Source organism: Streptomyces sp. NPDC044002 (assembly GCF_056434525.1).
Genome location: NZ_JBWKEZ010000006.1, coordinates 1 through 17,017, shown reverse-complemented (window position 1 = coordinate 17,017; position 17,017 = coordinate 1). Strand labels below are relative to the sequence as shown.

At 71.5% G+C, this 17,017-nt stretch carries 18 protein-coding genes, 2 tRNA genes and 1 pseudogene; 16 read left to right on the top strand and 5 right to left on the bottom strand.

Going from position 1 to position 17,017, the window contains the following annotated elements:
- The first annotated feature begins 14 nt into the window (after positions 1-14).
- The 5 genes from gyrA (at position 15) to AC07A6_RS06205 (ending at position 5,329) form a co-directional block, all read left to right on the top strand.
- Positions 15-2,627: a DNA gyrase subunit A gene (gene gyrA, locus AC07A6_RS06225; protein WP_362456729.1), complete on the top strand. Its 2,613-nt coding sequence runs from the start codon at positions 15-17 to the stop codon at positions 2,625-2,627.
- 3 nt (positions 2,628-2,630) lie between these two features.
- Positions 2,631-3,383, top strand: coding sequence for a DUF3566 domain-containing protein (locus tag AC07A6_RS06220; RefSeq protein WP_478776287.1), 753 nt, complete (start codon positions 2,631-2,633; stop codon positions 3,381-3,383).
- Between the two features lie 95 nt (positions 3,384-3,478).
- Positions 3,479-3,552 (top strand) — tRNA-Ile (locus AC07A6_RS06215).
- A gap of 144 nt (positions 3,553-3,696) precedes the next feature.
- Positions 3,697-3,831, top strand: a complete 135-nt coding sequence (locus tag AC07A6_RS06210; protein WP_208809277.1) for a DLW-39 family protein — start codon at positions 3,697-3,699, stop codon at positions 3,829-3,831.
- 133 nt (positions 3,832-3,964) lie between these two features.
- Positions 3,965-5,329: a hypothetical protein gene (locus AC07A6_RS06205; RefSeq protein WP_478776286.1), complete on the top strand. Its 1,365-nt coding sequence runs from the start codon at positions 3,965-3,967 to the stop codon at positions 5,327-5,329.
- Here AC07A6_RS06205 and AC07A6_RS06200 read toward each other — a convergent pair.
- Together AC07A6_RS06200 and AC07A6_RS06195 are read right to left on the bottom strand one after the other, a co-directional pair.
- Positions 5,326-6,489: a serine/threonine-protein kinase gene (locus tag AC07A6_RS06200; RefSeq protein ID WP_362456738.1), complete on the bottom strand. Its 1,164-nt coding sequence runs from the start codon at positions 6,487-6,489 to the stop codon at positions 5,326-5,328. The genes AC07A6_RS06205 and AC07A6_RS06200 overlap by 4 nt on opposite strands.
- Before the next feature lie 31 nt (positions 6,490-6,520).
- Complete coding sequence (locus AC07A6_RS06195; RefSeq protein ID WP_007265216.1) at positions 6,521-7,069, bottom strand: helix-turn-helix domain-containing protein; 549 nt, start codon at positions 7,067-7,069, stop codon at positions 6,521-6,523.
- Positions 7,070-7,230: 161 nt separating this feature from the next.
- Here AC07A6_RS06195 and AC07A6_RS06190 point away from each other — a divergent pair.
- Positions 7,231-7,303: transfer RNA gene (locus tag AC07A6_RS06190), tRNA-Ala, on the top strand.
- A 71-nt stretch (positions 7,304-7,374) separates the two neighbouring features.
- Here AC07A6_RS06190 and AC07A6_RS06185 read toward each other — a convergent pair.
- Positions 7,375-8,820, bottom strand: a complete 1,446-nt coding sequence (locus tag AC07A6_RS06185) for an MFS transporter (protein ID WP_478776285.1) — start codon at positions 8,818-8,820, stop codon at positions 7,375-7,377.
- 116 nt (positions 8,821-8,936) lie between these two features.
- On the opposite strand from AC07A6_RS06185, the gene AC07A6_RS06180 reads away from it, so the two are divergent.
- Both AC07A6_RS06180 and AC07A6_RS06175 read left to right on the top strand, forming a co-directional pair.
- Positions 8,937-9,419: a MarR family winged helix-turn-helix transcriptional regulator gene (locus tag AC07A6_RS06180; RefSeq protein ID WP_478776284.1), complete on the top strand. Its 483-nt coding sequence runs from the start codon at positions 8,937-8,939 to the stop codon at positions 9,417-9,419.
- Positions 9,420-9,529: 110 nt separating this feature from the next.
- Positions 9,530-10,009, top strand: coding sequence for a LysM peptidoglycan-binding domain-containing protein (locus tag AC07A6_RS06175; RefSeq protein ID WP_362456750.1), 480 nt, complete (start codon positions 9,530-9,532; stop codon positions 10,007-10,009).
- 64 nt (positions 10,010-10,073) lie between these two features.
- Here AC07A6_RS06175 and AC07A6_RS06170 read toward each other — a convergent pair whose 3' ends face one another.
- Complete coding sequence (locus AC07A6_RS06170) at positions 10,074-10,757, bottom strand: DUF5324 family protein (protein ID WP_478776283.1); 684 nt, start codon at positions 10,755-10,757, stop codon at positions 10,074-10,076.
- Between the two features lie 175 nt (positions 10,758-10,932).
- On the opposite strand from AC07A6_RS06170, the gene AC07A6_RS06165 reads away from it, so the two are divergent.
- Together AC07A6_RS06165 and AC07A6_RS06160 are read left to right on the top strand one after the other, a co-directional pair.
- Entirely contained in the window at positions 10,933-11,460 is a 528-nt protein-coding gene (locus tag AC07A6_RS06165; RefSeq protein WP_362456879.1) for a peptidylprolyl isomerase, read from the top strand.
- Positions 11,461-11,566: 106 nt separating this feature from the next.
- Positions 11,567-12,439 (top strand): rhomboid family intramembrane serine protease, encoded by an 873-nt coding sequence (locus AC07A6_RS06160; RefSeq protein ID WP_478776282.1) that lies wholly within the window; start codon positions 11,567-11,569, stop codon positions 12,437-12,439.
- 129 nt (positions 12,440-12,568) lie between these two features.
- On the opposite strand, the gene crgA is transcribed toward AC07A6_RS06160, so the two are convergent.
- Positions 12,569-12,823: a cell division protein CrgA gene (gene crgA, locus AC07A6_RS06155; protein WP_125597957.1), complete on the bottom strand. Its 255-nt coding sequence runs from the start codon at positions 12,821-12,823 to the stop codon at positions 12,569-12,571.
- Positions 12,824-12,914: 91 nt separating this feature from the next.
- On the opposite strand from crgA, the gene AC07A6_RS06150 reads away from it, so the two are divergent.
- From AC07A6_RS06150 to AC07A6_RS06125, 6 genes and pseudogenes are all read left to right on the top strand, one after another.
- Positions 12,915-13,691 carry a DUF881 domain-containing protein gene (locus AC07A6_RS06150; protein ID WP_362456759.1) on the top strand — a complete coding sequence of 259 codons (777 nt, stop codon included), beginning with the start codon at positions 12,915-12,917 and terminating at the stop codon, positions 13,689-13,691.
- Positions 13,660-14,388, top strand: coding sequence for a class E sortase (locus AC07A6_RS06145; protein WP_478776281.1), 729 nt, complete (start codon positions 13,660-13,662; stop codon positions 14,386-14,388). The genes AC07A6_RS06150 and AC07A6_RS06145 overlap by 32 nt, the downstream gene beginning before the upstream one ends.
- A gap of 103 nt (positions 14,389-14,491) precedes the next feature.
- A complete protein-coding gene (locus tag AC07A6_RS06140) occupies positions 14,492-14,668 on the top strand; it encodes a hypothetical protein (protein WP_030011120.1) in 177 nt (58 codons plus the stop codon).
- Positions 14,665-15,303 (top strand): aminodeoxychorismate/anthranilate synthase component II, encoded by a 639-nt coding sequence (locus AC07A6_RS06135; protein ID WP_125595746.1) that lies wholly within the window; start codon positions 14,665-14,667, stop codon positions 15,301-15,303. The genes AC07A6_RS06140 and AC07A6_RS06135 overlap by 4 nt, the downstream gene beginning before the upstream one ends.
- A pseudogene (locus AC07A6_RS06130) lies at positions 15,267-16,133 on the top strand (class E sortase); the annotation flags it as partial. The gene AC07A6_RS06135 and the pseudogene AC07A6_RS06130, both read left to right, overlap by 37 nt.
- A 13-nt stretch (positions 16,134-16,146) precedes the next feature.
- On the top strand, positions 16,147-16,878 hold the full coding sequence (locus AC07A6_RS06125) for a class E sortase (RefSeq protein WP_478776280.1): 732 nt from the start codon (positions 16,147-16,149) through the stop codon (positions 16,876-16,878).
- Positions 16,879-17,017: the final 139 nt, after the last annotated feature.

Genomic DNA, 17,017 nt, shown 5'->3' with positions numbered 1-17,017 from the left:
ATTCCTGACCAGCAATGGCCGACGAAACCACCCCCACCGCAGACAACGCCGCGGAGGAGCAGCCCGTGCTGCGCATCGAGCCCGTCGGGCTCGAGACGGAGATGCAGCGCTCCTACCTCGACTACGCGATGTCCGTCATCGTCTCCCGCGCGCTGCCCGACGTACGCGACGGCCTCAAGCCCGTCCACCGTCGTGTGCTGTACGCGATGTACGACGGCGGCTACCGGCCCGAGAAGGGCTTCTACAAGTGCGCCCGCGTCGTCGGCGACGTCATGGGCACGTACCACCCGCACGGTGACAGCTCCATCTACGACGCCCTGGTCCGCCTGGCCCAGCCGTGGTCGATGCGCATGCCGCTGGTGGACTCCAACGGCAACTTCGGCTCCCCGGGCAACGACCCGGCGGCCGCCATGCGCTACACCGAGTGCAAGCTCATGCCGCTGGCCATGGAGATGCTCCGGGACATCGACGAGGAGACCGTCGACTTCCAGGACAACTACGACGGCCGCAACCAGGAGCCCACCGTCCTGCCGGCCCGGTTCCCGAACCTGCTGGTGAACGGTTCCGCCGGTATCGCCGTCGGTATGGCCACCAACATCCCGCCGCACAACCTGCGCGAGGTCGCGGCCGGCGCCCAGTGGGCGCTGGAGCACCCGGAGGCCTCGCACGAGGAGCTCCAGGACGCCCTCATCGAGCGCATCAAGGGCCCGGACTTCCCGACCGGCGCCCTCGTCGTGGGCCGCAAGGGCATCGAGGAGGCGTACCGGACCGGTCGCGGCTCCATCACGATGCGCGCGGTGGTCGAGGTCGAGGAGATCCAGAACCGCCAGTGCCTGGTGGTCACGGAGCTCCCGTACCAGACCAACCCGGACAACCTGGCGCAGAAGATTGCCGACCTGGTCAAGGACGGCAAGATCGGCGGCATCGCCGACGTCCGCGACGAGACCTCGTCCCGGACCGGTCAGCGCCTGGTGATCGTGCTCAAGCGCGACGCCGTCGCCAAGGTCGTGCTGAACAACCTCTACAAGCACACCGACCTGCAGACGAACTTCGGCGCGAACATGCTGGCGCTGGTGGACGGGGTGCCGCGCACCCTGTCGATCGACGCGTTCATCCGCCACTGGGTGCAGCACCAGATCGAGGTCATCGTCCGCCGTACGCGCTTCCGCCTGCGCAAGGCGGAGGAGCGGGCCCACATCCTGCGCGGCCTGCTCAAGGCGCTGGACGCCATCGACGAGGTCATCGCCCTCATCCGGCGCAGCAACACGGTCGAGATCGCGCGCGAGGGCCTGATGGGCCTCCTGGAGATCGACGAGATCCAGGCGAACGCGATCCTGGAGATGCAGCTGCGCCGCCTGGCGGCCCTGGAGCGCCAGAAGATCGTCGCCGAGCACGACGAGCTCCAGGCGAAGATCGACGAGTACAACGCGATCCTGGCCTCGCCGGAGAAGCAGCGCTCGATCGTCAGCGAGGAACTGGCCGCGCTCGTCGAGAAGTACGGCGACGACCGGCGCTCCAAGCTGGTGCCCTTCGACGGTGACATGTCCATCGAGGACCTGATCGCCGAAGAGGACATCGTCGTCACCATCACGCACGGCGGCTACGTCAAGCGCACCAAGACCGAGGACTACCGGTCGCAGAAGCGCGGCGGCAAGGGCGTGCGCGGTACGAAGCTGAAGCAGGACGACCTGGTCGACCACTTCTTCGTCTCCACCACGCACCACTGGCTGCTGTTCTTCACGAACAAGGGCCGCGTCTACCGGTCCAAGGCGTACGAGCTCCCGGACGCCGGCCGCGACGCGCGCGGCCAGCACGTGGCGAACCTGCTGGCCTTCCAGCCGGACGAGAAGATCGCCCAGGTGCTCGCGATCCGCGACTACGAGGCGGCGCCCTACCTGATCCTGGCCACCAAGGGCGGCCTGGTGAAGAAGACGGCGCTCAAGGACTACGACTCCCCGCGCTCGGGCGGCGTCATCGCGATCAACCTCCGGGAGACCGAGGACGGCGGCGACGACGAGCTGATCGGCGCCGAGCTGGTCTCCGCCGAGGACGACCTGCTGCTCATCAGCAAGAAGGCGCAGTCGATCCGCTTCACGGCGACCGACGAGGCGCTGCGTCCGATGGGCCGTGCCACTTCCGGTGTGAAGGGCATGAGCTTCCGCGAGGGTGACGAACTGCTGTCGATGAGCGTTGTCCGGCCGGGTACGTTCGTCTTCACGGCGACCGACGGCGGCTACGCGAAGCGGACGGCCGTGGACGAGTACCGCGTCCAGGGCCGTGGCGGTCTGGGCATCAAGGCGGCGAAGATCGTCGAGGACCGCGGTTCGCTGGTCGGCGCGTTGGTGGTCGACGAGTCGGATGAGATCCTCGCCATCACGCTCGGCGGTGGTGTGATCCGCACGCGCGTCAACGAAGTCAGGGAGACCGGCCGTGACACCATGGGCGTCCAGCTGATCAACCTGGGCAAGCGCGATGCCGTGGTCGGCATCGCTCGTAACGCCGAGGCCGGTCAGGAAGCTGACGAGGCCGACGAGATCGAGTCAGAGATCGAGGCCGCGGCGGCCGACGCACCGGCCGCCGGGGCGGCCGAGGGCACGGAGCCCTCGGTCGGGGAGCACGAGGAGTAAGTCGTGAGTGGAGCCACGGGCGCCGGACCGGCCAAGACTGGAGCGAACGGTGCCCGTGGCCCCGCCGCGGACTCCCAGGGGGGAACCGTGACGGACACCCGAGAACCGGAACCGAAGCCGGCGGCGCTGACCAAGGCGCAGCCGAAGGCGAAGGAGACGGCCGAGGACCAGGCCACCCAGGCCGCCAAGGACCAGACCGGCGCCAAGGACCGGACCGCCAAGGAGCAGGCCGCCAAGGACCAGCCCAAGGCGCCGGCCAAGGTGCCGGCCAAGGCGCCTGCCAAGGACCGGGCCGGGCAGCCCCAGAAGCCCCCGCAGGCCTACGCGGCGCCCACGGGCCCGGGTGCGCAGCGCGGGGCCGTCCCGGGGGTCCGTACGGTCCCCAGGACGCGCAAGGCGCGGCTGCGGGTGGCGAAGGCCGACCCGTGGTCCGTGATGAAGGTCAGCTTCCTGCTGTCGATCGCGCTGGGCCTGTGCACCGTCGTCGCGGCGGCGGTGCTGTGGATGGTCATGGACGCCATGGGCATCTTCTCGACCGTCGGCGGCACCATCAGCGAGGCGACCGGCTCGAACGAGGGCAACGGGTTCGACCTCCAGTCGTTCCTGTCGCTGCCGCGCGTGCTGATCTTCACCTCGGTGATCGCGGTGATCGACGTGGTGCTGATGACGGCGCTGGCGACGCTGGGTTCGTTCATCTACAACCTGTCGGCGGGCTTCGTGGGCGGCGTGGAGCTCACGCTCGCCGAGGACGAATGACCCGCTGACTGACCTGCGGGAAAGCCCCGCAGGAGCGGATTTGGGTTCCACTGCGTCTGTGCGCTAATCTTCAGGAGTCAGCGCGCAGGCGCGGAGGGGCTATAGCTCAGTTGGTTAGAGCGCATCCCTGATAAGGATGAGGCCACAGGTTCAAATCCTGTTAGCCCCACAGAGTCGAAGACCCCCAGGCCAAGGCCTGGGGGTCTTCTTCGTTGGGCCGTCCGGGGGAGTCCCAGGTAACCGATCGGTATCGGTCGGTGTGTATTGTTGGCGGCCAGAAGTCCCCAACGTCTACGAAAGACGAGGTCGCGCCGTGAAGAAGCTGCTCCTGGTCGCACTGGCCGCCATCGGCGGGCTCCTCGTGTACCGCCAGATCCAGGCGGACCGTGCCGAGCAGGACCTGTGGACGGAGGCAACCGACTCCGTGCCCTCTGGTTCCGGTGTGTGAGCCCCACGATTGATTCCATGAAGCCCCGGCTGCCGCTGCTGCCGGGGCTTCGTGCTGTTCCGGGGGCTGTCGTCGCCGAGAAGTTCGGTTACGCAAAGATTTGGCTTGCTGTAGCGAATTCGGGGTGGGTGTGATGGATCGGGTGCGCCGGAGGCGCCGGGCGCCGCTGGCCGGGGCGACGGCCCTGGGGCTGCTGGCCTGGCTGGCATGGCTCCCCGGGGCCGCCCACGCGGTGCCGGCGGCGGGGCCGTCGGCGGGTACGTCGGCAGGGAGTTCCGGGCCGGGTGGGGCCCTGCCGGCGTACCGGCCGGCGGACGGCGCCAAGCCGGTGCGGGGCACGGCCTCGACGGCGGACGCCCCGCTGCTGGAGGTCGGCACGCCCTACGAGGACACCCTCGCCCCGGGCGAGCGGGTCTACCGGCTCGGCCTCGACGACGCGTCCAGCGTGTACGTCTCCGCCGTGCTGCGGCCGCCCGCCGGTGCCAAGGTCGGCTACGGCGACGACCTGGAGGTCGAGGTCATGACCAGCGGCGGCCGGTCCTGCCCGTACAACCCCGGCCGGGCTTCCTTCGGCTACGACGCCGTCCCGCTCGGCACGGCGGGCCACCGGCGGCTGGAGGAGGACGGCGAGTGCCAGGCCGCCGGCACGTACTACGCGAAGGTCACCCGGACCGCGGGCAAGGACTCCGACCGGGCGGCCTGGCCGGTGGAACTCCTCGTCATGCGCGAGCCGGCCCCGGCCGCCGGCACCGCCCCCACCGCCGCGCCCAGCGTCTGGCCCTCGGCCTCCCCGACGCTGCCGGGGACGGACCCGGTGGCCCGTACCGGAGGCACCGGTTTCAACGACGCCCGTGCCCTGGGCTCCGGGGTGTGGCGCGACGACCTGCGCCCCGGGCAGACCCGGTTCTACCGGGTGCCGCTGGACTGGGGGCAGCAACTGGGGATCGGCGCCGAGATCGCCAAGGCCCGGATGACGAAGGACTACGGCTCCGCCTCCAACGGGCTCACCGTGACGCTGTACAGCCCGTACCGGGCGCTCGTGGAGTCCAAGGACACCTCGTACGACGGGAAGCAGGCGGCGGTGACGCTGCCGAAGACCGCGCCGGTCGCCTACGAGAACCGTTTCTCCGACGCGACCGAGGTACGGCCGGTACGGCTCGCGGGCTGGTACTACGTCGCCGTCACCCTGGGCGGGAAGGTGGGGGAGTTCACCGAGGACGCGACGCCGGTGCCGCTCACGCTGCGGCTGGACGTGACCGGCGGCCCGGCCAAGGCCCCGGCGTACAAGGAGAGCCTGACCGCCGCCGGGTTCGGCGTCGGCCAGGCCGACCGCGCCGCCGCGAAGGAGGGGCTCACCGCCCCGGAGGCGGCGGCCGCGCGGGACGACGCCTCGGCGATGCGGGTCGTGGCCGGGGCCGGCTTCGGGACGGGCACGGTGCTGCTGCTCGTGCTCGGGGGCTGGATCCTGCTGGCCCGGCGCGGGGGAGCCCGTACCTAGAGCTGTGTCAGGGCCCAGACGCCGACCGCGAAGCACAGCAGGGCCGCGGTGAGGATGCCGGCGGTGACCTTCGCCGGGGGCGGGGCGATCCCGCCGGACCGGGCCGCCCGGGGTGCCGGGGGTGCGGCCGGCACGGTGGCGGAGCCGGCCGGGGCGGACCCGGCGGTGGTGGCCGGCGGGGCCAGGTGGAAGCCGTTCGTCTCCGGGGCCGCGGAGGGCTCCGCGGGACCGTACGCGGCCGGCGGCGGCCCGAAACCCATCGGCGGTGCGGTGGCGGCGATTTCAGGCCCCTGGGGGCCGAAACCGGCCGGAAGCGGACCGAGTTGGTCGAACACCACCACCGGCTCCTCGCCGGAGGCGGCCGCGGGCAGCAACTGGGCGGCCTCTGCAAGGGCCTTGCGCGCCCCTGTGGCGGTCCGGAACCGGCTGTCGGGGTCCGGGTGCAGGAGGTTCGAGATCACGCCCCACAGGGGCGCGGGGACGCCTTCAGGGGTGTCGGGGGTGCCGTGCGCCCCGAACTGCTCCACCAGCGCCTGCGCGTCGGGCTTGCGGCCCAGCAGGAGGTACAGGGCGACCAGGCCGACGGCGAAGAGGTCCGCGGGGAAGTCGGGCTCGGCGCCCGCCAGTTGTTCCGGGGCGAAGTAGCCCGGGGTGCCGACGACGAAGTCGGTCTCCGTGAGCCGGGGCTCGCCCTTGCGCATGGAGATCCCGAAGTCGGACAGCCGCAGGTGCGGCCGCCCGGTTCCGGTGGCCTCCATCAGGATGTTGGCCGGTTTGATGTCGCGGTGGACGACGCCCTCCGCGTGCACGGCCGCCAGCCCCGACAGGAGCTGGTCGAGCAGCGCGCACACGAAACGGGGCGGCAGCGGCCCGTAGTCCGCGATCACGTGGGCCAGGGAGCCGCCGGCGACGAGGTCCATGGTGAACAGGACCTTGTCGTCGTCCGCCGCCCAGCTGGCGGGGGCCAGGACGTGCGGGTGGTCGATGCGCAGGGCCTGCTCGCGCACGAACCGCAGGAGCATGTGGGCGTCGCCCTGGAGGAGGACCTTCGCGGCGACGTACTTGCGGCGGCGCCGGTCCCAGGCCCGCCAGACGGCGCCCGCGCCGCCCCGCCCGATCGGATCGACCAGCTCGTAGCGGCCGGCGAAGACCTCACCCATGACTGTGCCCGTCCCCCGTCACCCGCGTGTGTCAGTTCTGGTGGGCCTCGTAGTGGGACACCGCCTCTGAGGTGCGGCCCGCCCCGTAGACCCGGAGGAACTCTGCCAGTTCGGGATGGGTGGGGGCGAGGGTGTCCGCCGCCTCGATGATGTCGCCAGCGGCGGCGACCGAGCGCAGCAGCGACTGGATCTCGCGGACGACGCGCTTGACGGTGGGGGCGCCGGAACCGGTGCTGGTCTGGCCGCTGTTGCTGAGGACGGAGCCGCCCTGGGTGTTCTTGATCTCGTCCATCCGGTCGGTGGCCTCGGCGGCGCTGACGCTGCCGTCGGCCACCTGGCCGGCGAGGTCCTGGAGGGCCTGGACCCGCTGGACCACGGCCGGGTTGCCGATCTTGGCGCGCTGCCCGCTCATCAGCTGGGACAGCATCGGCGCCGAAAGCCCGAGCACGGCAGCGAGGCGGGCCTGGTTGAGACCGAGGTCATCTATGAGCCGCCGGAACAGCGCGCCGAGCGGCTCCCCGTACCAACTGCGCTGGAGTTCCCGGGCTCTGGCCGTGGCCTCCTGCTGTACTGCGTCCACTCTTCCTACTCCCCTTCGCTGGTGCGAACCTCGCGAGCATCTTACGGAGAGTGGTCGCGGGGCGGGAGTCCCTATCATTTTGCGGGATGCGGGGGTGCACCGGGTACTCTGTCCTGCGGAACGGACACTCCCTCCCGGGGGACGTCCGCGTCCAGTTGCTCGGGGCCTTAGCTCAGTTGGTAGAGCGCTGCCTTTGCAAGGCAGATGTCAGGAGTTCGAATCTCCTAGGCTCCACTTCGGAAAGACCCCCTGACCAGCGGAAACGCTGGGCAGGGGGTCTTTTTTCGTGCTGCGCGGGGCCGCTTTCAGCGGGTGCGCGGGGTGCGCAGGAGGGCGGCCGCGACGGCGGTGGCCGCCAGGAGGAGGCCGGCGCCGGTGGCGAAGGCCAGGTGGTAGCCGGAGGTGAGGGCCTCGGGCCGGGCGGTTCCGGCGGCCGTCAGGGTCTCGGTGCGCGAGGCGGCGAGGGTGGACAGGACGGCGACGCCGAGGGCCATGCCGATCTGCTGCGTGGTGTTGAAGAGGCCCGAGGCCAGGCCGGCGTCCCGCTCGTCGGCGCCCGACATCCCCAGGGTGGTGAGCGCGGGCAGGGCCAGGCCGAAGCCGGAGGCCAGCAGCATCACGGGCAGCAGGTCGGTGACGTAGTCGGCCCGCACCGGGAGGCGGGTGAGCAGGGCGAGGCCGGCGACCAGCAGGGCGAGGCCGGTGAGCAGGACGCGGCGCTCGCCGAAGCGGGCGATCAGCTTCGCCGCGCCGCCGAGGGAGATCCCGCCGATGGCCAGGGCGGCCGGCAGCATCGCGAGGCCGGTCTCCGCGGCTCCGTAGCCCTGGACCTGCTGGAGGTAGAGGGCCACCAGGACCTGGAAGGAGAACAGCGCGGCCACCATCAGCACCTGGACCAGGTTGGCGCCGGCCACGGTGCGCGAGCGGAGGACCCGAAGGGGCATCAGCGGGGTGCGGGCCCTGGCCTGGCGCAGGGCGAAGCCGGCGAGCAGGGCCAGGGAGAGCGCCCCGAGGCCGAGGGTGTGCGCGGAGGTCCAGCCGTGCTCCTCGACGCGTACGACGGCGTAGATCCCGGTCATCAGCCCGGCGGTGACGAGCACGGCGCCCGGTACGTCGGCGCCGGCGCGCAGTCCGAGCCCCCGGTCGGCGGGGAGCGCGGGCAGGGCGGCCAGCAGGGCGGCGATGCCGATGGGCAGGTTGATGAAGAAGATCCAGTGCCAGTCGAGGGCGTCGGTGAGGATCCCGCCGAGCACCTGCCCGAGGGAGGCCCCGGCCGCTCCGGTGAAGGAGAACACGGCGATGGCCCTGGCGCGTTCGCGGGTCCCGGGGAAGAGGGTGACGAGGATCCCGAGGCTGACGGCGGAGGCCATGGCGCTGCCCACGCCCTGGAGGAAGCGGGCGGCTATGAGCAGGGCGGGGGACCCGGCGAACCCGGCGAGCAGGGAGGCGGCCGTGAAGACGGCGGTGCCCGCGAGGAACATGCGCCTGCGGCCGATCAGGTCGCCGAGCCGGCCGGCGAGGAGCAGCAGGCTGCCGAAGGCGATCAGGTAGGCGTTGACGACCCAGCTGAGGCCGGCGGGGCTGAAGCCGAGGTCGTCCTGGATGGCCGGCATGGCCACGGTGACGATGCTGCCGTCGAGGACGGTCATCAGCATGCCCGTCGAGAGCACGGCGAGGGCGGTCCGGCGCGAGCGCGGGCCGCGGGCCGGAGCGGCCGCCCCGGCGGGGGATTCCTCAACTGCGGTGGTCATGGGTCTCTCCGGGCGTCGGCGGGCCATCGGTGGGCCTCGGCGGGCAACTGATACGACCGTAGCAGATGGTTTCGTTGCAGACTATTTTCTTCGGATCGAATTGTTAGGCTGGACCCATGACTGCGATGGGATCCCCCCGGACCGAGCCCGACCTGTCCTTCCTCCTGGACCGCACCAGCCACGTCCTGCGCACCCGGATGGCCGCGGCCCTCGGCGAGATCGGGCTGACCGCCCGCATGCACTGCGTCCTCGTCCACGCGCAGGAGGAAGAGCGCACGCAGGCGCAGCTCGCCGAGATCGGCGACATGGACAAGACGACGATGGTCGTCACCGTCGACGCCCTGGAGAAGGCCGGACTGGCCGAGCGCCGGCCCTCCACCAAGGACCGGCGGGCCCGCATCATCGCGGTCACCGAGAAGGGGGCCGCCGTCTCCGTGGAGAGCCGGCGGATCGTCGACGGGGTCCACGCCGAAGCCCTCGCCGGCCTCGCCGAGGAGGACCGCGCGTGTCTGCTGCGGGTCCTCGGACGGCTCGCGGAGGGGCCGCTGGCCGTGCCCGCCGAGACCTCCCGCCCGGCCCGGCGCGCCCGGCAGCAGTAGCCGCCGGGGTCCCCCGTACGGCCCAGTCACCCGGCCGTACGGCTGACGGTGGACGACAGTGGGGGGAGGCAATGAGGCCAGGGGGCAACAGCACGCCGGAGGCGCACGCGATGGGACTCTTCGATTTCCTGAAGTCGGACAAGAAGAAGGAACACGAGGCAGCGGAGAAGGCGAAGCGGGAGATGGAGCGGCAGGGTCCGAAGACGGGCTCCGACATGGGCTCCAAGTACGCGGACTCCTACGCGGACGCCGCCTCCGCCACCAAGGCGGCCGCCGAGCGGATGGCCGCCGCCGCTCCGCCCAAGGCGGCGGCCCCGCCGGTGGCCAAGCCCATGGCGCCCGCCTCGCCGAGCCCCACCTCGGCGGCCCACAAGGCCGTCCCGGTGTCGCCGAAGCAGGCGCCGAAGCCGGCGCCGGCCGCCAAGAAGCGCACGTACACCGTCAAGCCCGGCGACTCGCTCTCCGCGATCGCCCGCCGCGAGCTCGGCAACGAGGCCCGCTGGCGCGAGCTGTACGCCATGAACCGGGGCGTGGTCGGCTCCAACCCGGACCTCATCCGGCCGGGGATGGTGCTGACCCTGCCGAACTAGCGCACCGCACGCACGAGGGCCCGGATCCGCGGGTGGATCCGGGCCCTCGTGCACGCGGTGCGCGTCAGGCGTTCTTGCCGCCGTTCGACTCGCGCTCCTTCTCCGCCAGCTCGTCGTCGAAGGAGGCCGGAGCGGCGTCCTGCGCGGACAGCTCGGTGGCCGCCGGGGGCTCCACCAGCCAGTCCGGGTTCGACTGCTGGTCCCACCACTTCCACGCCGCGAAGGCGCCGCCCGCCAGGAGCCCGACCAGCGCGGCCCCCTTCACCCAGCGGCCGCACCGCGCCCTGCGCTCGTGCCGCCGCACCAGGCGGTGCACCTCCTTCGCCGACACCTGGCCGCGCAGCGCCGCGAGGGCCGCCGTCGAACGGGACGCGGCCTCCTCGGCCACCGGCCGGCTCGCCGCGAGGGCGCTCTCGAACCGGGGCGCCGTGTAGTCGGCCGCCTGGCGCGCGGCGAGGCGGGTCTGGTGGACGGCCTTCACCGCGGCCCGGTCCACGTTCGGGGGCACGTGCGTGCGCGCCGCCTGCATCGCCGGATGAAGGTGGTTGTCGTACGCCGCGCGCGCGTGCAGCTGGGCCTGGCAGGCCGCGTGGGAGACCTTGGGCGCCAGTTGCTTGTTCGCCTCGTGCGCGTAGTGCGCGGCCGCGTCCATGGCGGTCCCTGCGTACGGCGCCACCACTTCCGCTGCGTGCTTCACGGCGTCCCTGGCGTTCTCGGCGGCCAGGCGCACGCTGTCCTTGCGGGTCACGGGATCCTCCTCCTCGGTGGCGGACACAGTTCACCTTTCCACCCTTTGTCGGATCATGCCCCTCACAGCGCCGCGCGCGCATGCGCGACAGGGCATACGGGTGGAGGATTTCCGCGGCCTTCCGCCCTCCGTGCGAGGATCGGGGCCGACAGTGATGACTATGGAAGGCAGATCCGTGGCCGAGAAGCTCTACGCCACCCTGAAGACCAACCACGGCGACATCGAGATCGAGCTGCTGGAGAACTTCGCTCCGAAGACCGTCCGCAACTTCGTGGAGCTCGCCACGGGCAAGCGTGAGTGGACCCGTCCCACCGACGGCCAGAAGACCACGGCACCGCTCTACGACGGCACCGTCTTCCACCGCGTCATCAGCGGCTTCATGATCCAGGGCGGCGACCCGCTCGGGAACGGCACCGGCGGCCCCGGCTACCAGTTCGCCGACGAGTTCCACCCCGACCTGGCCTTCACCAAGCCCTACCTGCTCGCCATGGCCAACGCCGGCCCGGGCACGAACGGCTCGCAGTTCTTCATCACGGTCGCCCCCACGGCCTGGCTGACCCGCAAGCACAGCATCTTCGGCGAGGTCACCGACGCGGCCAGCCGCAAGGTCGTCGACGCCATCGCCTCCGGCCCCACCAACCCGCGCACCGAGCGGCCGCTGGACGACGTGATCATCCAGTCGGTCTCCGTCGAGCGGCGCTGACCTCAGGGACGGCGGGGCGGGAACCTTCGGGGCCCGCCCGTCCGTACTCGATGTGTACCGGAACGGCGGGGCGCGGGCCCCGTCACGCCGCCGATCGAGGGGACCGATGGACACCGACCGTCTGCCGGGCTGCTACCGCCACCCGGACCGCGACACGGGAATCAGCTGCACCCGCTGCGAGCGGCCCATCTGCCCCGAGTGCATGATCAGTGCCTCGGTGGGCTTCCAGTGCCCCGAGTGCGTCCGGGGCGGCTCCGGTACCGGGCACTCCGCCGCGGCCAACGCCCCGCGCACGGTCGCGGGCGGGCTGGTGACCGGCGACCCCCAGCTCGTCACCAAGATCCTCATCGGGATCAACGCCGCGGTGTTCCTCGCCGTCCTGGCGATGCCCGGCCTGGCCGTGAGCCTGGAGCTGCTCGGCCGGTACGTGGAGTACTACGGGGCGCCCTTGGAGGGGGTCGCCACCGGGCAGTACCACCGGCTGCTGACCTCGGTGTTCCTGCACGTCGAGTGGTGGCACATCTTCGGCAACATGCTCGCCCTGTGGGTGATCGGCGGTCCGCTGGAGGCGGCCCTCGGCCGTGTCCGCTACCTCGCGCTGTACCTGCTGTCGGGGCTGGGCGGCAGCGCCCTCGTCTACCTGCTGACCGCGCCGAACACCCCGACCCTCGGCGCCTCCGGCGCCGTCTGCGGCCTGCTCGGCGCCACGGTGGTCCTGGCCCGCCGGCTCCGCTACGAGATGCGGCCGGTACTGGTCACGCTCGGGCTGATGCTGCTGGTGACCTTCGTGCCCTTCGGCGGGCTGTCGGTGTCCTGGCAGGCGCACATCGGCGGCCTGGTGACCGGCGCGCTGGTGGCCCTCGGCCTGCTCGTGCCCGCCGCGGGCCGCAAGCGGGCGTTCGTCCAGACGGCGGCCTGCGCGGCGGTGTTCCTGCTGGCCGTCGCGGTGGTCGTCGTCCGGACGGCCGAACTCACCTGATCACACCGGCGTCAACTCTCCACAGAGTTATCCACAGATCTTCTGTCTTTTCCTCAGGTGTGGATGACGCTGTGGATAACTCATGGGGAGAGCTTGCGCCGCTCGGCTATCCGAGTAGGGTGCCGGCCACTACTTCCACTGGGTGGACACGCCGAAGCCGGCCGCGATGAAGCCGAAGCCCACCACGATGTTCCAGTTGCCCAGCGCCTCCACCGGCAGCCGGGTGTCGGTCACGTAGAAGACCACGATCCACGCGAGGCCGATGAGGAAGAAGGCCAGCATGACCGGGGCGACCCAGCTGCGGTTCGTCAGCCTGATCGCCTGCGCCTGCTTCGCCGGCGGCGGCGTGTAGTCGTCCTTCTTGCGGATACGTGACTTCGGCACGAGGGGCTCTCCTGTCGATGCGCTGGGGACCTTGCCTGCCCCGGGCGTCCGTTAGCGTAGTGGACCTCTGGCGTTGAAGGAGAAGGGTACGTTGAGCAATTCCGACGACTCCTCCACGGGTGGCCGCCGACGGGCCAGGCCCGTCCGGCTGCTGACGGCCGCCGTCTTCGCCCTCGCCGGTCTCATCTTCGTCACCAGCTTCAACACCTCCAAGGGTACGAACATCCGGACGGACGCCTCGCTGCTGAAGCTGTCCGACCTCATCCACGAGCGCAGCGCCAAGAACGCCGAGCTGGAGAAGACCGCCGCCGCCGCGCGCGACCAGGTGGACGCCCTCGCCGAGCGCGACAACGGCAGCACCAAGGCCGAGGAGGCCAAGCTCGCCGCCCTGCGCACCGCCTCCGGCACCGAGGAGCTCACCGGCCGGGGCCTGACGGTCACCCTCAACGACGCGCCGCCCAACGCCACCGCCCGCGTCCCCGGCGTCCCCGAACCGCAGCCCAACGACCTGGTGATCCACCAGCAGGACCTCCAGGCCGTGGTGAACGCGCTGTGGCTGGGCGGCGCCGAGGGCATCGAGGTCATGGGCCAGCGGCTGATCGCCACCAGCGCGGTGCGCTGCGTCGGCAACACGCTGATCCTCCAGGGCCGCGTGTACTCGCCCCCCTACAAGGTCTCCGCCGTCGGCGACCCGGCCGCGCTCCGCAAGGCGCTCAACGCCTCCCCCGCCATCCAGAACTACCTGCTGTACGTCAACGCGTACGGGCTCGGGTGGAAAGTGGAGGAGGAGAAGCGGCTGACACTGCCCGGCTACTCCGGCACAGTGGACCTCCACTATGCGAAGCCGCTGGAGTCCGCCGCGTCCTGACGTCGTACTGCGCCTGGTGGTACGGACGTTCAGCGAGGTGTGCCTGACCGCCGGGACGCTGATCGTCCTGTTCACGGCGTACGTACTGCTGTGGACCGGGGTCAAGGCCGACCGGGCCGCGGCGGCCGAGCGCGACCGGCTGCGCGACCGCTGGGCGGCGTCCGCCCCGGCGGCCGCCCCCGGCCCCGTCCCCTCCCCCGGCACCGCGCAGGAGCCCGCACGGCAGGATCCCGCGCCGGCGCCCTACGAGCCCGGGCGGGCCTTCGCCGAGCTGTACGTCCCCCGCTTCGGCAAGGACTGGAGCAGGCCCGTCCTGGAGGGCACGGACCCCGAACCGCTGAAGAAGGGCCTGGGCCACTACACCGGCTCGGCCCGCCCCGGCGGTGACGGCAACTTCGCGGTGGCCGGGCACCGGCGCACCTACGGAGACCCCTTCAAGGACATTCCCGAGCTGCGGCCCGGGGACACCGTGACCGTCCGGGACGCCACCGGCTGGTACACGTACACCGTCCGGGCCGCGCCGCTGCGCGTCCTGCCCACCGAGACCGGGGTGGTCGCGCCGGTGCCCCGCCGGTCCCCGTTCGCCACCCCCGGCAAGTACCTCACCCTCACCACCTGCGATCCCGAGTGGGGGCACAGCCACCGTCTGGCGGTCTGGGCGGAGCTCACCGGAACCCGGCCCGCCGGGAGCGGATGATTGCCCCGCTGACCCCCGCCGCGGGGCCCCGGGCCCTTAGGCTGTTGCGGTACCGCCCCCGCGGTACGAGCAACGAACGTGGACGACGAAGGAAACGGACGCAATGTACGGCTGGATCTGGCGGCATCTGCCGGGCAACGCGTGGGTGCGCGCGCTGATCTCCCTCGTACTGGTCCTGGCGGTGGTGTTCGTGCTGTTCCAGTACGTGTTCCCGTGGGCCGAGCCGCTCCTTCCGTTCAACGATGTGACGGTGGACGAGGGATCGGGAGCCACTCCGTGAGCGCGCGCATTCTGGTTGTCGACAACTACGACAGCTTTGTCTTCAATCTGGTCCAGTACCTCTACCAGCTCGGCGCCGAATGCGAGGTGCTGCGCAACGACGAGGTGGAGCTCGCGCACGCACAGGACGGCTTCGACGGCGTCCTGCTCTCGCCCGGCCCCGGCACCCCGGAAGAGGCGGGCGTCTGCGTCGACATGGTCCGGCACTGCGCCGACACCGGCGTACCGGTCTTCGGCGTCTGCCTCGGCATGCAGTCCATGGCGGTCGCCTACGGCGGCGTCGTCGACCGCGCCCCCGAGCTGCTGCACGGCAAGACCTCGCCCGTGGTCCACGAGGGGCTCGGCGTCTTCGCCGGACTGCCGTCGCCGTTCACCGCGACCCGCTACCACTCGCTCGCGGCCGAGCCGGCGACCCTGCCCGACGTGCTGGAGGTGACCGCGCGCACCGAGGACGGGATCATCATGGGCCTGCGGCACCGGGAGCACGACGTGGAGGGCGTCCAGTTCCACCCCGAGTCGGTGCTGACCGAGTGGGGCCACCGGATGCTCGCGAACTGGCTCGTGCGCTGCGGTGACGCCGGGGCCGTCGAGCGGTCGGTGGGGCTGGCCCCGGTGGTGGGCAAGGCCGTCGCGTGACGGCGGTCGCGCCGTCCGCGCCCAGCGAGGGCCGGGCCGCGCGGCGCAGGGCTGCGCAGGAGGCCGCGAAGCGCTCGCACGCGCGCTCCCGCCGGCGCGGCGGCAGCGGCCGGGGACGGCGGCGCGCCCGTCCGCGGGGCGGCGGGCCGGTGGTGGTGCTCAGCCGGGCCGTCGGCGAGCTGTTCATCACCACGGGCGTGGTGATGCTGCTCTTCGTCACCTACCAGCTCTGGTACACGAACGTCCTGGCGGAGCGGGCGGCCGACGGGGCCGCGGGATCGCTCCAGCAGACCTGGGAGCACCCGCCGGGGGCGGGCGCGCCGCCGCCCGTGGCCGCCTTCGAGCCCGGGCAGGGCTTCGCGATCCTGCACATCCCGAAGCTGGACCTGAAGGTGCCGGTGGCCGAGGGCATCAGCAAGGCGAAGGTCCTCGACAAGGGGATGGCCGGCCACTACGGCGAGGGGGCGCTGAAGACGGCGATGCCCTCCGACAAGCAGGGGAACTTCGCGGTCGCCGGACACCGCAACACCCACGGGGAACCGTTCCGCTACATCAACCGGCTGGTGCCGGGCGACGCGATCGTCGTCGAGACCCGGGACGCGTACTACACGTACCAGATGACCTCGTCGCTGCCGCAGACCTCGCCGGCGAACGTGGCGGTGATCAAGCCGGTGCCGGAGGGCTCGGGATTCACCGGGCCGGGCCGCTACATCACGCTGACGACCTGCACGCCGGAGTTCACCAGCACCTACCGGATGATCGTATGGGGCAGGATGACCGATGAACGCCCCCGAAACCAGGGCGCCCCGCCCGCGCTGACCAGCCCGTAAGGACGAACCCGCAGTGTCTCGTGCCCGCCGCCGTTCCGCACCGCCGCCCGCCGACCGCAGTGTGATCGCGGGGGCCCTGAGCCTGCTGGGCGAGCTCCTGATCACGGTGGGCCTGGTCCTGGGCCTGTTCGTGGCGTACTCGCTCTGGTGGACCAACGTCCTCGCCGACCGGCAGGCCTCGGCGCGCGGCGACGAGATCCGCCAGCGCTGGGGCAGCCCCTCGCCCTCGGCGAGCGGTCCGGTGCGGCCGGGCGCCCTGGACACCAAGGACGGGGTCGGCTTCCTGCACGTGCCTGCGATGAAGAACGGTGAGGTGCTGGTCAAGGAGGGCACCTCGCCGGACGTCCTGAACGACGGCGTGGCCGGGTACTACCTGGACCCGGTGAAGTCGGCGCTGCCCTGGGACGACAAGGGCAACTTCGCGCTCGCCGCGCACCGCGACGGGCACGGGGCGAAGTTCCACAACATCGACAAGGTGAAGAACGGCGACGCGATCGTCTTCGAGACCAAGGACACCTGGTACGTCTACAAGGTCTTCGCCGAGCTGGCCCAGACCTCGAAGTACAACACGGACGTGATCAACCCGGTCCCGAAGCAGTCGGGCAAGACCGCCCCCGGCCGCTACATCACCCTGACGACCTGCACCCCGGTCTACACCTCGAAGTACCGCTACATCGTCTGGGGCGAGCTGGTGCGGACGGAGAAGGTGGATGACAAGCGGACCAAGCCGGCGGAGCTGCGCTGACGCCTGACTCCTCACGCCATGTTTCACGTGAAACGGGCCCGGGACGCCCCCCCGCCGGGGGGAGGGACACCGTTCCCTCTCCTTTTTTTTTCCCCTCGTCTCTCCCCCTCCCTATCATCCCACAAACCCCCCCCCCCTC

What these genes read in the sequence shown, in the direction of transcription:
- AC07A6_RS06200 (WP_362456738.1), bottom strand. Translation starts at nt 6,489, where the DNA reads ATGGGTGAGGTCTTCGCCGGCCGCTACGAGCTGGTCGATCCGATCGGG.
- AC07A6_RS06175 (WP_362456750.1), top strand. Translation starts at nt 9,530, where the DNA reads ATGGGACTCTTCGATTTCCTGAAGTCGGACAAGAAGAAGGAACACGAG.
- AC07A6_RS06185 (WP_478776285.1), bottom strand. Translation starts at nt 8,820, where the DNA reads ATGACCACCGCAGTTGAGGAATCCCCCGCCGGGGCGGCCGCTCCGGCC.
- gyrA (WP_362456729.1), top strand. Translation starts at nt 15, where the DNA reads ATGGCCGACGAAACCACCCCCACCGCAGACAACGCCGCGGAGGAGCAG.
- AC07A6_RS06205 (WP_478776286.1), top strand. Translation starts at nt 3,965, where the DNA reads ATGGATCGGGTGCGCCGGAGGCGCCGGGCGCCGCTGGCCGGGGCGACG.
- AC07A6_RS06160 (WP_478776282.1), top strand. Translation starts at nt 11,567, where the DNA reads ATGGACACCGACCGTCTGCCGGGCTGCTACCGCCACCCGGACCGCGAC.
- AC07A6_RS06180 (WP_478776284.1), top strand. Translation starts at nt 8,937, where the DNA reads ATGACTGCGATGGGATCCCCCCGGACCGAGCCCGACCTGTCCTTCCTC.
- AC07A6_RS06140 (WP_030011120.1), top strand. Translation starts at nt 14,492, where the DNA reads ATGTACGGCTGGATCTGGCGGCATCTGCCGGGCAACGCGTGGGTGCGC.
- AC07A6_RS06145 (WP_478776281.1), top strand. Translation starts at nt 13,660, where the DNA reads ATGCGAAGCCGCTGGAGTCCGCCGCGTCCTGACGTCGTACTGCGCCTG.